The 14,307-nt window shown below is 49.6% G+C and carries 9 protein-coding genes and 1 pseudogene; 1 reads left to right on the top strand and 9 read right to left on the bottom strand.

Annotation, left to right across the window (positions count from 1 at the left end; translation table 11 throughout):
- Nucleotides 1–158: 158 nt before the first annotated feature.
- From DVH26_RS11030 to DVH26_RS10995, 8 genes and pseudogenes are all read right to left on the bottom strand, one after another.
- Entirely contained in the window at nucleotides 159–2,519 is a 2,361-nt protein-coding gene (locus tag DVH26_RS11030) for an AraC family transcriptional regulator (protein ID WP_239633734.1), read from the bottom strand.
- Between the two features lie 72 nt (nucleotides 2,520–2,591).
- Nucleotides 2,592–3,458: a carbohydrate ABC transporter permease gene (locus DVH26_RS11025; RefSeq protein WP_239633733.1), complete on the bottom strand. Its 867-nt coding sequence runs from the start codon at nucleotides 3,456–3,458 to the stop codon at nucleotides 2,592–2,594.
- A 170-nt stretch (nucleotides 3,459–3,628) separates the two neighbouring features.
- The gene (locus DVH26_RS11020) at nucleotides 3,629–4,597 is read right to left on the bottom strand and encodes an ABC transporter permease (protein ID WP_239633732.1); all 969 of its coding nucleotides are present in this window, start codon (nucleotides 4,595–4,597) and stop codon (nucleotides 3,629–3,631) included.
- Nucleotides 4,598–4,875: 278 nt separating this feature from the next.
- On the bottom strand, nucleotides 4,876–6,408 hold the full coding sequence (locus DVH26_RS11015; RefSeq protein WP_239633731.1) for a sulfatase family protein: 1,533 nt from the start codon (nucleotides 6,406–6,408) through the stop codon (nucleotides 4,876–4,878).
- 28 nt (nucleotides 6,409–6,436) lie between these two features.
- The gene (locus tag DVH26_RS11010) at nucleotides 6,437–9,736 is read right to left on the bottom strand and encodes a glycosyl hydrolase (protein ID WP_239633730.1); all 3,300 of its coding nucleotides are present in this window, start codon (nucleotides 9,734–9,736) and stop codon (nucleotides 6,437–6,439) included.
- A gap of 423 nt (nucleotides 9,737–10,159) precedes the next feature.
- Entirely contained in the window at nucleotides 10,160–10,450 is a 291-nt protein-coding gene (locus DVH26_RS11005; protein ID WP_239633729.1) for a hypothetical protein, read from the bottom strand.
- Nucleotides 10,419–10,622: pseudogene (locus DVH26_RS11000) on the bottom strand (sugar ABC transporter permease); the annotation flags it as partial. The gene DVH26_RS11005 and the pseudogene DVH26_RS11000, both read right to left, overlap by 32 nt.
- A gap of 520 nt (nucleotides 10,623–11,142) precedes the next feature.
- Nucleotides 11,143–12,018, bottom strand: coding sequence for a sugar phosphate isomerase/epimerase family protein (locus DVH26_RS10995; protein ID WP_239633727.1), 876 nt, complete (start codon nucleotides 12,016–12,018; stop codon nucleotides 11,143–11,145).
- Between the two features lie 301 nt (nucleotides 12,019–12,319).
- Between DVH26_RS10995 and DVH26_RS10990 the strand changes: the two genes are divergently transcribed.
- Nucleotides 12,320–12,835, top strand: coding sequence for a hypothetical protein (locus DVH26_RS10990; protein ID WP_239633726.1), 516 nt, complete (start codon nucleotides 12,320–12,322; stop codon nucleotides 12,833–12,835).
- Nucleotides 12,836–13,366: 531 nt separating this feature from the next.
- Here the strand turns inward: DVH26_RS10990 and DVH26_RS10985 are convergent.
- Nucleotides 13,367–14,266, bottom strand: a complete 900-nt coding sequence (locus DVH26_RS10985; protein ID WP_239633725.1) for a LysR family transcriptional regulator — start codon at nucleotides 14,264–14,266, stop codon at nucleotides 13,367–13,369.
- Between the last annotated feature and the right edge of the window lie 41 nt (nucleotides 14,267–14,307).

The raw sequence follows: 14,307 nt of genomic DNA, 5'->3' as shown, positions 1-14,307 counted from the left end.
ATTCTTTGTATCGAACCTGGTATCGAACGCTCTGACTGAGCACAAGGTAGACATTAGTACACTCCGCCTTGATCGACAATCGTATTTTTTTGTAACCCGTTTTGGCTGTTTTTGGACTATATTGCAGCCTAAGACATCGATGCGCATGGCTGAAACCCTTATTCCGCGCGGTTTAGCTCACGGAATTGACTCGGTGTAATACCCTCGTACTTTTTGAAGAGCCGGTTAAAATAACTGTGCTGGTAGCCTACCGCATCGGCCACTTCGTTGATTTTCATATCCGTATCGATGAGAAGCGTCTTCGCGTTATTAATCCGGATGTTCGTCAAATAATCGATGAAGTTAATCCCTGTAATCTGCTTGAACGCCCTGCTTAATGTGTAAGGACTGGTGCCGAATAAATCGGCGCACGACTCTAGCGATAACGCAGTCATATACTGCTCGCGCAAATAGATAATGACCTGCTCAATAATCTGCTTGAAGTGGTAATCCTGACGGCTGATCATTTCTTGGACGAAGACGGCGACCACTTTGTGCTGGAACCACTTAAGCATTTGCTCCGGCTCTTTAATCTGCGCAAGCTGCTCGAATAAGTTCACACTGCCGAACAGCTGCACCGGATTCATTCCTGACTGCAGTGAAGCATACCGGATACTGCCTAAGAGCTGAAGCATCCCTTGCTGAAGCATGAATTCAGTGGAGCCGTTCGCGGCTAATTCCTCCATGAACTGGCCGATCAACTCGACCGCCTCCGATTCCTGACCGTTGCGGATGGCATTAATGATTTCTTTATCCAACGTGAACGGATAGCTGCTTTCCTTAAGCGCATTCAATTTGGACAGCTGCTCTGTCTTAAGGATCTGATTCTCATCCAACAGGTCTCGATACGCCAATGCTTGCCTCACGTCCTCGAACAAATGTGGAATCTGCTTCACATGGTGAATCCATTTGCTTACCGATATCGTAACCTGCATTTTCAAAATCCGGTTGACGGCTAGAATAACCTCTTCGCAAACCTGCTCCAAATCCTCTTCCAGCCATGTAAGCGGATGCGATGACGGAAAGGACAGCAGCACTCCGATCGTAAAGTTGTGGAAATTCATGATTTCCGCTTGCTCGTAATGGTTCTTGATCAACTCATCAACAATGTTGGATGCGGCAAAAGTAACGAGGCTTTCATCTCCTTGAGAGAACCTTCCATTGAGGTTCGCAAAACCGGTTAATTGAACCATGAGCGCCACAAACTGACGATTCTCCGTTTCCCAGCCATAACGCTTCATCCGCTCTTTCATATCGTTCTCTTGCAGTGAAATCAGGTACCCCTGTGCCAGCTGCAGGAAAAATCCTTCACGCAGGAGCGGCATCTGCTCCTCCAGCTTGTGCCGCATCGTCTCGGTTTGCTGGGACATATTCTGCCAATGCTTCTCGATCAAGGCAAATTCGTCCCTCACCTCTTCGTTCTTCTCTCCGGACAGCAGCGTCAGAAGACGCTGTACCGGGTGATAGATCCGGCGGGACACGAACCACGACAGCAGCAGAGCGAAGAGCAGCCCCGTGAAACTAATGATCAAGATCCACTTAGATATGGATACAACCGGAGCGGTAATGGATGACAAAGGCGCTGCCGAAATATATACCCACGTCTGGCCCAATCGGTTAAAATGCCCGTACGAAACCGAATACGTTACCTTCTTATAATCAAATAAAAACGATTCCGGCTTCGCATCGTTCACCGATGCCTCTCCTAGCTCTTCTTGGTGCTTCGCGTAAGCTTGCTTGAGCATCTCGTCCAATTCGGAGCCCGTCGCGCCGCTGCTTGAGAGATTCCACCCATCCTTATCATTGAACAGCATGGTTACACCCTCATCATAAGGAGTCAGGGTCTTCAGCACCTTCAGCAGGCTCTCCTGATTGAGCGTGGCGATGAGAGCACCGAAGGGCTCACTACTGTCGCCAGGAATTTTATTGATAATCGAAAGTCCTTGACTGCCCGTCTCTTCGGGATTGGGATGGGACCAAAACATGGACTTATCATGCTTGAGAATCGCTTCATAGCTTCCAATATCGGTCAAATCGCTTAGAAATCGATAACGCTCCGTCGAAAAGACGAGCGGACGCGGTTTGTCCAGGAAAAGCTCCACCTTTTGCAAAAAAGGATGCGCGCTTTCCAATGACAGAAGGGTCCGGTACATATCCTGCACCGTATCGTAGTTATAGGAAAAATTGATCGTCTTCAGCTTATCGTCGAATTTGGAATCAAACGCCCAATGAGATACCGTCATCTCCAAAAAAGCCAGCTGGTCGTCGATATTGGCGGAGCGGTTTTTGATCTGATTCTGGTGAAGCCTCTGCAGCTCCGCCTCCACATTGTTCGTCGCGACCCAGTAAATGCTGAGACCGATAATAAACCCGGGAATGCTTGCCATAATCAAAATCAATGCAAGACTCTTTCGAAAAAAGCGCTTGTTATATTTATAATTCTGAATATAGTCGAGCGAAGCTTTGAGGATTCCAGTCAAGATGCTCACCTTCCTAAAACAATTTTTTACACGATTCGACATCGTGATCTGAAATCCTCTCTCAACGAAGAATCATCCCTTGACCGAGCCTACCATGGCACCTTTGGCAAAATGCTTTTGCAAGAAAGGATAAACCAGCAAAATGGGAACTGTTGCTACTATAACCGCAGCCATTTTTAACGTTTCAGAAGGAGGCGGAACAGAAGATATATCCATCCGAAGATCCGCGTTATTCGCATTCAGCAAAATGTTCTGCAGCATAACCTGAAGCGGCCATTTGCTTGCATCGTTAATGTAAATCAGGGCGTTAAAAAATTGGTTCCAGTACGCAACCGCGTAAAACAATCCGAAAGCGGCCAGCGAAGGAAGCGACAGCGGCAATATAATCCGGAAAAACGTAGACAAATCATTGCACCCGTCCATCGAAGCGGATTCCTCCAGCTCGGCAGGAATGCTGTCAAAAAAGCCCTTCATCAAGATAACGTTCCAGCCGCTGGCAAGCGCCGGTAAGATCAGCGACCATAAGCTGTCGATCAGCTTCAGCTCGCGTATAAGCATGTAGTTTGGAATCATGCCCGGATTGAACAAAATCGTGATCAGAATCGCAAGCAGGGCAATTTGTCTGCCGCGGAGTCTTTTGCGGGATAAGGCATACGCCAATGAGGCGGTAACGATCAAGCTAAGCGCCGTACCCACAAGCGTCACGTAAGCGCTCACACCGATGGATCTCGGAAAAGCCCCCGTCGCCATCAGAAATTTGTACGATTCGAGCGACCACATTTTCGGAAACAGTACGAAGCTTTCCTTTAAATATTCCGTAGGATCCGTAAACGAAACGACAAACACGTAGTACAAAGGGAAAAAGGTTACTACGCCGACCAACCCTAGCAATGTGATGTTAAATACGTTAAACATCTGGTTTCCCAGTCCCAGCTTCATATGATTCCCTCCTCAGGGCATTGCGCAGCAATGCCATCTTCGTAAGCGTCTGCTTTGGGCATTGCGCAGCAATGCCATCTTCGTAAGCATCTGCTTTGGGCATTGCGCAGCAATGCCGTCTTCGTAACATCTGCTTTGGGCATTACGCAGCAATGCCATCTTCGTAAGCTTTAATACACGCCTTCTTCGCCCATTTTTTTGGATATCCAATTCGCCAGCACGACCAGCGCCAAGCCTACGACCGATTTGAACAAGCCGGCAGCGGTGCTATAGCTGAACTCCCCTTGTTGAATGCCGACCCGGTACACGTAAGTATCGAATACTTCGGCTACTTGGGATACGGCGCCATTGTACATCAGGAATACTTGTTCAAAACCGACATCGAGCATATGGCCAAGACGCAAAATAAGCAGTGTCACGATCACGTTGCGAATGGCCGGGAGGGTAATGCTCCACATTTGGCGAAGCCGCCCTGCTCCGTCGATCTTGGCAGCTTCATATACACCCGGATCGATGCTGGCCATTGCAGCCAGGAACAGAATCGTTCCCCAACCGCATTCCTTCCAGATGGATTGGACCGTAAGCATGATCCAGAACGTATCCGGATTCGTTAAAAAGTCAATTCGGGCAAAGCCCAAGAATTCCAGCATTTTATTGACCAAGCCTTCGCCCTTAGCGAACAGTAGAAAGGTCAAGCCGGAAATGATAACCCAGGACAAAAAGTGGGGCATATAAACGATGGATTGAATGACCCTCTGGTACACGACGCTGCGCAGCTCATTCAGAAGCAATGACAGAACAATAGGCAGCGGAAAAAAGAGTACGAGGCTCAGCATATTGATCGCCATCGTATTACGGAACAGCAGCATAAAGTCCGGATTGGAGAAGAACCGTTCAAAGTGCTCGAAGCCCACCCACTCACTGCCGGTAATGCCGGCAAACGGGGAAAAATTTTGAAATGAAATGACGACGCCCCACATAGGGACAAATTTGAAAATGAGAAAAAACAATATTCCCGGCAAAGCCAGCAGGTATAAATATTTGTCGCGTACTAGATCCCTTCCAATACCTCTTTTAGGTTTAGTTCGGATTTTCACGGATTCGCCGGGAGCCACCTGTTTTGGTTGTACTAATGCCATCCTCTCCATTCCCCTTTCTAGAAATTTTTCTTAAACAACCGGAACCGGATGAATAACAACTTAAATTAAAATCGCGCCATTGACAATCGAACAATATTGCCCGGGACCAAGGCAAATTTGTCGCAGACAGAAAAGGGAGCTGAGACTATCTTGCCGATTGAGACAATCTTGTACAAAGGCGTGAAACAGCGTCACAGCGCCGATTTCGAAAAAAAGAAGAGCCCAAGCTTATACAGCTTGGACCCTTCATCACTTATCTTGTCAGCACGCCATCCTGCTTATTCCATCGCTGCTAGACCGTGTCTGTCATAAAAAACTGGGCCGCGAGACCAGACGCAGGCCAGATGCATTAGAAGCTCGCCGGTCATTCGTTCGCGGATCGCCGAGTAGCTCTCATCGGGATACACATTGTGCCATTCGTTAGGGTCCGCTGCCAGATTATACAGCTCCCCTTGGAACTCGCCGATTCGTTCAATCGCCTCTCCTAATGTTCCCGGCATATACAATATCAGCTTCCAGTCCTGCTTCCTCCACATTAAAGCGGGAGCCGAATGATGCGGCCCTGAACCTTTTCCGTGAAATTCGCAGAACGTCCCGAGTCGCTGCTTCTCACCCAGCAAATCGAGACCGGGCAGCTGCGGATTGCGCGGGAGTCCTGCTACCCTCGTCAGAGTCGGCACGAGATCCACCAGCTCAGCCGGACGGTCGTCCACCGACCCGTGCGCCGCTTGCGGCAAATAGCTGCCGGCCAAGATCATCGGCACCCTCACACTGCTCTCGTACAAACAGTACTTGCTGAACCGGTACTGTCGTTCGCCCAGCATCTCGCCGTGGTCGGAGACGAAGACGATCAGAGCATTGTCCAGCCGCCCTTGCCGCTCCAGCCTCTCCAGCGCCTGGCCTATGTAATCGTCGAGCCAAGAGCAATTCGCCCAGTAACGAAGCGTAGTCCGCTTGCGTTCTTCCGGTGTCATCGCTTCCCAGACATGCCGCTTCTGCCAATAATTGTTCCGGCTGCTTTCGTTTACAGCGTCCGTCGCCTCCAGATGCGTGCCATGCTCAAGCTCCCATGGCGGTTGAGGGATATCCGGGATATCGTTGATATCGTACAAATCCTCAAATTGCTTCAGTACATTGAAGCCGGCGTGCGGCTTTAAGAAGGACAGATACAGGAACAGCGGGCGCGCGTCGTCTAACCCTTCATCCAGGAACTTCAGGCATTGCTCCGCGACCCACCCGTCTCGGTGCCAATGCATCGGCACTTGGCTCGTACAGCCGATATAGCCGTTGGAATTCTCTTCACCGCCACCGTAATGCTTCGTCTCTTCGTAGTAAGCTGCGAGCCCCTCCGGCTCGACATCTCCCATCATAACGGCTCCATCCTCATAATGCCCGCTGTCACGGGAAAGACCGACGGCACGAACCTCGAAACCGCGGGTCGGCGGCACCGGATTTTTCACACCGTGATTCCAATGCGTCTTTCCGAAGCCTGCGGTCTGATACCCCGCTTTGCGCATCAATTCAGGAAGCGGATCGCTTGGCAGCTTGTCCTCATCGTATAATCCGCCATGATTGGTTCGTACGCCGAGCTGCGAAGGATAATAGCCGAACATCATCGAGGTACGGCTTGGAACGCACATCGGCGCTTGACATACCGCCTGGCTGTATGTGATGCCCTGGGTCGTCAGCTTATCAATGTTAGGCGTATGAATATGCTGATTGTATTTGCCTATACAATCCCAGCGCTGCTGATCCGTCATAAAAAAAATGATATTCGGTTTGCTTCGTACGTTGTCCGGATGATTTTGCATCGACAGCTTACCTCCTTATTTGCCTATTCTATGACTTAAGTGAACGTTGTGCGGTATGGACCGGCTTCAACTCATGTTTCGCATAATCGAAATATTTGCCCTCCAGCAAACCGATCAACGTATTGGTCACACGAACTTCGATACGGTTCGTACCTCCGGCAAGCATCGATGTTTGACCGCGGAAGCGGTAAGGCATCCAAGTACGTGCACCAAGAGAAATGCCGTTCACCAGCACCTCGGCAACGTCATGGAATTCGCTATCCAAGCCTTCGAACGTAAGCTCGAAGCTGTCCTCCGCAGGCAGTGCGTCAAGCTGAAGCTCGCGGCTGAATGACATCGTTCCGGCAAAGTACGGGTAGCCTGGGAACGGACTTGCGGACAACGGCTGCTCTTGAACTACTTGGCGCTTTAAGACCGGACGCTGTTCCGCGTCAAAGCCGGTTTGGAAGTCCCCTGTGATGTACAGGGCATCGATAAGGCCGTTCCAGTCGTGCTCGATGGTTACCTCTACCGCGATTTCATTCACGCCTGTTTGAATGTAAGGGGTAATATCGCAGCCCACGTTCATGTAATCGTACAAACGGCTCCGTACGAGCTCTGATTTCAGCAGACGATGGCCGTTAATGACAATGGCGCCATCACCGGACAATGCTCCTTGATCCATCACCAGATGCACTTTATCTAAGGACTGTTCTACAACGATAGTCGTTGTGTAGCGGGCTTGGATTGGATAAGCTAAACGAATGCGCATGGGCGTTCCGAATAACTGGCTCATTTGCACCGGCAGCTTCGTCGAAGCAGCTAGATCCGCACATTGATCAATGAACGTCTTAACCTGGACCGGCTCACCTATACCGCCAGCTTCCGAACCCGAATCGCTAACACCTTGAATGGCAATCCGGAAAGCATCCAGCCGGACTGCATTATCCTCGTCGGTGTGCATCTTCCACAATGTCGTCTCCGAAGCATCGACTGTTAAATTCCAAGGCTTACTCTCAACAATCACTGTTGGTTTTCCATCGCGTGTGATACTAAACAGTTTGGATTCGTAGGAGCCCAATAGTACGGGCAGGCTCCAGCGGTCACCATGATGTTCCGCTTCTATCCGCGTCTCATCGCCGCGGTCCAACGACAGCTCTGTGAACATGGCCGAAGCCGCTCCTTCTGCACCCCACAGTGCAGCCGAAACCTGTAAGGACCAGCTGCGAGTCTCTTCCTCTTGGTTGCTTATGAAGACTAGCACGCTGTCTGCGTCGATCCGGCGCGTCTGCATCAAGATGCTTCGTCTGCCATGACTGCCATGAGTCGGCTCCAGCTTCACCGTCAGCGGCTGCAGCTCCTCCAGAAGCGCCGACATGCTGCCCAGCACAGCCGCTTCGTCTGCCGAGGCCTCGAACGGCAAATGATATGCGCTCGCTGCGCCTTTGGACCACGCCAGCGGTTGTTCGCTGCCGCCGTTCCAGAACCTCTCAGCACCGGGCTCCGGTAAGCCGAAAGCGCTCGTCACTGCCGCTGTGTCCCATCCGTTCGATTCAATGGCCTGGTACGGCAGTTGTCCCATGCTGATCACTGTCCCGCCCTGCGCAAGGAAAGCTTCCAGTTTCGCCCAGGCGCCGCTCTCCAGATTGGTCATCGGAGGCGCGATAAGGACCGAATAGCTTGCATGGCCAAGCGTAATAAGGCCGTTCTCCACAGTGGCTTCCGCCAGAAGCTCCGCATCCAGATGGTCGTAGTCTCTGCCGCTGTACGTCAGCTCGTTGCAGATGCGTGTCCACCATGCTTTTAAATCGCCGAGCCTATGCTTCTCATCGGCTTGAATACCGCCGTAATCGAAATGGTGGAATGGATTGCCCAAATGCGCCCATAACGAAGTCGTCGGTTGAAGCACCGCTACCCGGATATCGGCTTGTCCGCAGCTCATCACGTAGCTGATCCGGCCGACATAGTCGCCGAGCTGTCTGAAGTGTTTCCAATACGGATTTTGCAAAAATTGCGACGGAGGCGCATCATGCTTCATCAACGCATCGAGCGTATAGAAAAAGGCATGGAAGTTAAAAAAGTTCGTCCCTTGCGCTGCCATCCGGTCGATCATCCATTTCGCATCCTGCAGCGTCATCGACCAGCCGACACTATGGAAGCATTCAATCAAATTCCGCTCCCGGCCGAACTGGCGGGCGATGGAGCTGACCATTTTGGCGCCGCTGCGGAAGCTTTCTGCATGGTTATTCAAGATCCATTCCAGCGAACGGCCCAGCTTCTCATGAGCGGTATCTCCACCCGGCACATGGCTGTACCGCTGCGTCGTATGCCGGACCGACGGCACCTCAGTCACGTATTGCAGCCCGTACTGCTCGCACCAATCATGTACCTGCTTATGATAAGCGCCGAGCAAGAGCTCATGAATCGCCTGGTAGTAGTCATAACGAATACGGGCAGACTGTTCGGTTTCCTCATACAGCAGCGCATGCAGATGATCACGCAGGTCATATCCATTTTTGTCCAGGAAAAACTGCGGCAGCTTCGGCGACCATGGCATACGGCCTAACAGCCCGATCTCATCGGTGAACATCCCTTTGATCGTACCGCCGAAATAGTCGCCCAAATGCTGTGCATATTTATCATGGGTCAACCGTATAAAGGTTGCCATCGCTTCATAGTTGCACGGGTCGACGAACGTCCCGTAATATTTAAAGTCTTCAATTTCCTTTTCCTGCATGATCAACACTTCCCATTCGCCAGCCGGCGCCGTCCATTCGATCTTCTGAACAGTGCGGTAAGTAAAGAACCGCTTCTGGTTATAGGCAGTCAAGCCCGCTTTCTGAAAAATCGGCTCCGCCTGGTAGTTACCGATAGACGAACGGACATCTACCGCCTCACTCCACAGCTTATCACCCTCCGAATTGACAGGAATGGCCTTCGCATACACAATACGCGCCCAAGGCAGCTCGATGGACAGGCGCTCACCTCCCTGTACCCGCTCGGCTCGATGCTCCAACGTGTAGTGCTTTGCCTCCGGATGCTCAAGCGTTACCTCTCCGCCAGCGATACCGCTTGGATACGGGTACTCGTCGTAGAGCCATACGTGCAAATTCCGGCGCTCGGCGGCTTCGACCGCTACACGGACTTTTTGAAACCAAGCATCGGATAAATAAGGGATCTCCAGCCCCTGTCTCGCGCAGATGAAGAATCCCCCCAAGCCTTTGTCCGCCATTTCATCAATCTGATAACGAATTTGGTCGTCTTCCATTTCCCCATTCCAAAACCAAAACGGATGAATCCGGTAAGCAGCTTCCGGCTGTGCAAAAGACTGCATGTTGAATTGGGCCATTTAACTTCATCTCCTTGTTATATGAATAAGCACTCAATCTATTAAAAACTATATAAGAGCGCATCTTACATAACAATCGGATTATTTTGACGCAGTGTGATTTCGTCTTTAACTATCTTGCCTGGTTAATACTTCCTTGCGAAACCGGCCCTATAGGCCTGTAAAATTCTTATCGGATGCCGGAAGTACACCACGATAACTGCATTTACATAAGTAAAGAGGCCGCTAACAACAGCAGCCTCTACTTTTCTTCTCGCATTATTATCTTAATCTCCGCCAAAAGAGTATTTACCTCTTTCAACATGCACAGCTTGATTCATTTCCTCATCCAACTCTCTCAGCACATTCGAGAATTCCATGACTCCATCTGAATCTTCAGCCGTTTGAAAATTAGTTGTATCAGGCCGGAATTTAGATTAGAAGTTAAGTAGACTCCAGTTTACCATAATCGCTGCTGCAATTCCTTAATTGCTTCTCGTCCAGCATAAGGCCGAAGCCCGGCGACCAGCCGCCCAAGTTAACACGGCCGTCAGATGTCCTCGACGTAGCCTGAGCCGTAACGCAGGCTTCGAATGCATCGGACTCGCCCGGCTTCTCCAGCGACTCGACCCAATCGGCCGATAACCCGATCGCGAGCTGCTGCCAGACCGTACAAGCCGGGCCGACCAGACTGTCGTCACCATCCCCTGTACGGAGAGTAATTCTGAAAAGCAATAATAATCCCCCACATCGGCACATACTTGAACAAGATGATGAACAGGATGCCCGGCATCGCTAGAAGATACAGAAATTTATCGCGCTTCATGATAGCCCAAATCCGAGATCGCTGTTTGGCCGCAGGAGTCCTAATATCCGACGGTAAATGATGCCCAATTTCGCTGTTCATTGCTTAATTGTACACCTCCTCTCTTCTCTTGTGCTCGATCTTGTTTGCTCGAGTTAGTACTCACAGTCTATGAAAATAGCATTCTTGCCGCAATTGGACTTTTTTTCATAGGGAAATTTCGCATCATTCCTGCTTTTTTTTCACAAAACAACGTAAGCTGTATCCACTTCCGGTCCGCAGTGTATGACTTACCTTACCGAGTAATGGGAGCGAGTCTCTCCTTCTTTTGCGATCGTTATTAGATGCCATTCCTTATAAATAGGCAGAGACGGCTTCTGCGAATTTTTGGTCAAAAAAACGGCCCCCCAATTGTTAGGTGGCGTCTAACAATTAGGGGGCAGTTCATTATGGCCGGCTGCTATTGTGCCTTTATTCAGTTATTATCTCCGCAATTTCCTGCTCCATCAACTGTAGCAAATGGAACGTGGAAAGCCGCCTGTTAGCGTAACGCAGCTGCCGATACATGCTGGCAACCGCTTTATCTGTCGATTTTGTTATGCAGCTCAAAGGTCCGTCACTCTTACTTTGCTTCTTCCCACAGTCGGCGCAAATTGTCCATGCCAATTTTTGAGCCGAGCCTGCACTCTTCCATGCCTTCAAACTCTATGGTGACATACCCGTTGTAGCCAGACTCTTTGATTAATTTAACGATTCTGCGAATGTCGATATCCCCGTGCCCGATAATGGCTCCCCTCAAATAATTGCCATGAGCCGTTCTGAACCAATTACCGCCTCCCGGAGGCTGGTCGTATGGGCGAAAATAGAAATCTTTAAAATGAACTAAGGAGGCATAAGGCAAGTTTTTCTTAACCCCAATAATGGACGATTCATCCACACACATGAAATTGCCGACATCTAGCGTCGTCTTGAAGTTGGGCCGGCCTACAGCCAGCAGCACACGCTGTACACGATCGCTCGCTTGGACGCTGAAGCCGTGATTTTCAATGGTAGTTGTAATCCCGTATCGAGCCGCATAATCGGCGATAAGCCTGCTTCCCTGCACGATTTGCGGAAGGCTATTCTCGAACCAGCCGATCGTCATCTGTTCCGGACTAATCGTAAAGGCCGTCACATCATGACGCATGTGCTTCATACCTAAACGGGCTACCAGATCGACATGCTGCTTGACTCGCGCCACTTCCGCCTCAAAAGCTTCATCCGTGGCTTGAACAAAATTAGCCGGCATTGAATAGTTGGACAGTTCGATTCCCACCGATTTCGCTTTCTCACGGACGGAGTCCGCCAGCTCAGGATTGTCCACCAGTGTAAACCCGTAAGGAACGATTTCCATATGCTCCCCGCCGTTATCTGCAATCCACTGGATCACGTCAAGTATGGACATTTCTCCCGCTTTAATGGCGGGAAGCAAGCTATACGTGCTCAAACCGATTTTCATTCGCACGATCCTCCTTCTACATTTCAGGGTTAAAAAAATATCGCCCATCAGAGTGTAAATTCGATATGTAATTGTGAAAACCCTTCCATTTATCCTGTGCAATAAAGTTACTTCCAGATAATCACAAAGCTTATCGAAGCACTTATGTCATTTGCAATTACTGTTTCTCTGGGCTTCATCCCTTACTATGCTATATCTATGATGGTCTCAGATGATTCGAAGTAACTGAAACTGTGTAATAAATTGTAACTACCACGTGTCTGGCTTCATGTAAAAAGAAACGATTGGGAGGATGATGAATGTGAACAATCGGAACAAATCGAGGGCCAAATCGTTGCGCATGGTGCTGGCCGTCCTGACGCTTGCGGTAGCGGTTCCCATATCCACGGCGTTCGCAGACGGATCCGCTGGTGAATCCAGAGCAGTGGGTAAAACGGCTGGAGCCGCCGCCAACGTCACGATTATTCGCGCCAACGGTGATGCCGTCACCCCGATGGGAGCGGGGGAGTGGGATTACCTCGGTCAGCGCTCGACTGTTTCCTCGCAAAACCCGACCAACTACGTTCACTCCGGCGGTGGCGACTTTAAGTTCCAAGTTGTAAGCGGTCCGAGCGGCGGCGCCTGGTACCAGCTGCGGGAATACGATCCGGGCAGCAATGCGGACGAAGTCGTTACCGGTTATGAGTACTTATTGTACCCTGGGGACACATTGATTTATCGGGGAATCAGCAGCTATGTTGACGGCGATAACAAGAAGGCTGAATTTTATGTGTACGAAAGCTTCAGCGGATCCGCTTCCGTGAAGTATTGGGATTAACCCTGCTTCATCTCAGTTCCGATAGAGTCAAAAAGGGGTGTATCGATGACGGTACACCCTTTTTGCATTTGCACACTCAAGCGGTCAGATATTAAAGCCTGCAAAATGCTTGCCAGTATTTTCTCATAATACATGGCCCTGGCTTTGAGTTTTGTCGGGCTAGCTCTTCCAGGTGCCTAAATATGAATTTGAATATTATAGTACCGACCCCGCGCCAACGCCAATCTTTATCCACTGTTCACAATCAACACTAGTGTGAGCACTTTGTTCAACGAAGCATACCGAAAAATACGCTACGATAGTCTGATTGAACTCGACAATAAAAGTATTTTCACGAATTCTTCTATCTGGCCATTTCAGTAAATTTCATAATATACTCTCCACTCTAATTGAACTAACTCGATTCCCCTAGTTAGTGAGCAGTAAAAAATATGTATAGTTTAAATTTCCTATACTGTAAGGGGAAGTCTGTCACCAGTACGGTCACCAGAATATTTGTTCAAATTCGCTTATGACATTCACCCACTCTCGTCATTTGATAATTCGGAGTCCAAGCTGACTTACTAGTTTCTGGAGAAGCTCGGTGAATGTTAGAACCGCTTGCCCCCTGTATTTCTCTTTGTGATAAATGAGTCCGATTTGTCGAGTGAAGGGCGTTTCCGCTATATTCAGCGTTTTTATTCCAGGTTTATTCCACTGCTTAATTAGGGTCTCAGAAAGGATAGAGCCCCCGGTCCCTGCTTCTAGAAGGCTGATAATGGATTCAATGGAATCCGTTTCGATAGCAGGCCGTAAATGAATATCCCTTAGGCTGCAGACAGCATCAATCTGCTGCCGGCACTGATAGTTTTTGGGAAACAATACAAGAGAGATATCCTTGAGAGCCTCTAAGCTTACTTCGGGTCCTTTTGCAAAGGGGTGGCCGGTATTGACTGCGAAGTAAAGCTTATCGTTATAAAGCGGCTGGGAGACGATACGTTCATCATGAACAGGAGTTATAGTTAGCGCCATGTCTATCTCGTTATTAAGCAAACGTTCCGCAACATTGTCCGCACTGAAGATTCTAACCTGAATTTCCGGATAGGCCTCATGAAAATCCGGCAGCAGCCGGCAAACAAGCGAATTTAATTCGCCGGGCAAAACCCCGACGGAAAGTCGCCCCCGCTTCATCTCTTGCAGTTCCTGAATCTCCTCCCGTACGCTTTCAAGGCTGTGAAATACGGTATGACAATGTTTTAGCAAAATCAGTCCCGCTTCAGTAATGGCTGTCTTCTTGCCGATCCGATCGAATAAAGGCAGACCCAATTCGTCCTCAAGTGCTTTTATTTGGTGGCTAAGTGTAGGCTGCGTGACTCCCAACTTCTCGGATGCTCTCGTAAAATGCAGCTCTTGGCAGACTGCCATGAAATATTCCAATTGTCTGATTTCCATCCCGCACCCCCGAATTACGTATCTGTGCCATATTAGCTATC

It is taken from the genome of Paenibacillus sp. H1-7, assembly GCF_022354825.1.
Classification (GTDB): Bacteria; Bacillota; Bacilli; order Paenibacillales; family NBRC-103111; genus Paenibacillus_S.
The sequence above is the reverse complement of the archived record's forward strand: the minus strand, read 5'-3'. Positions and strand labels throughout refer to the sequence as shown.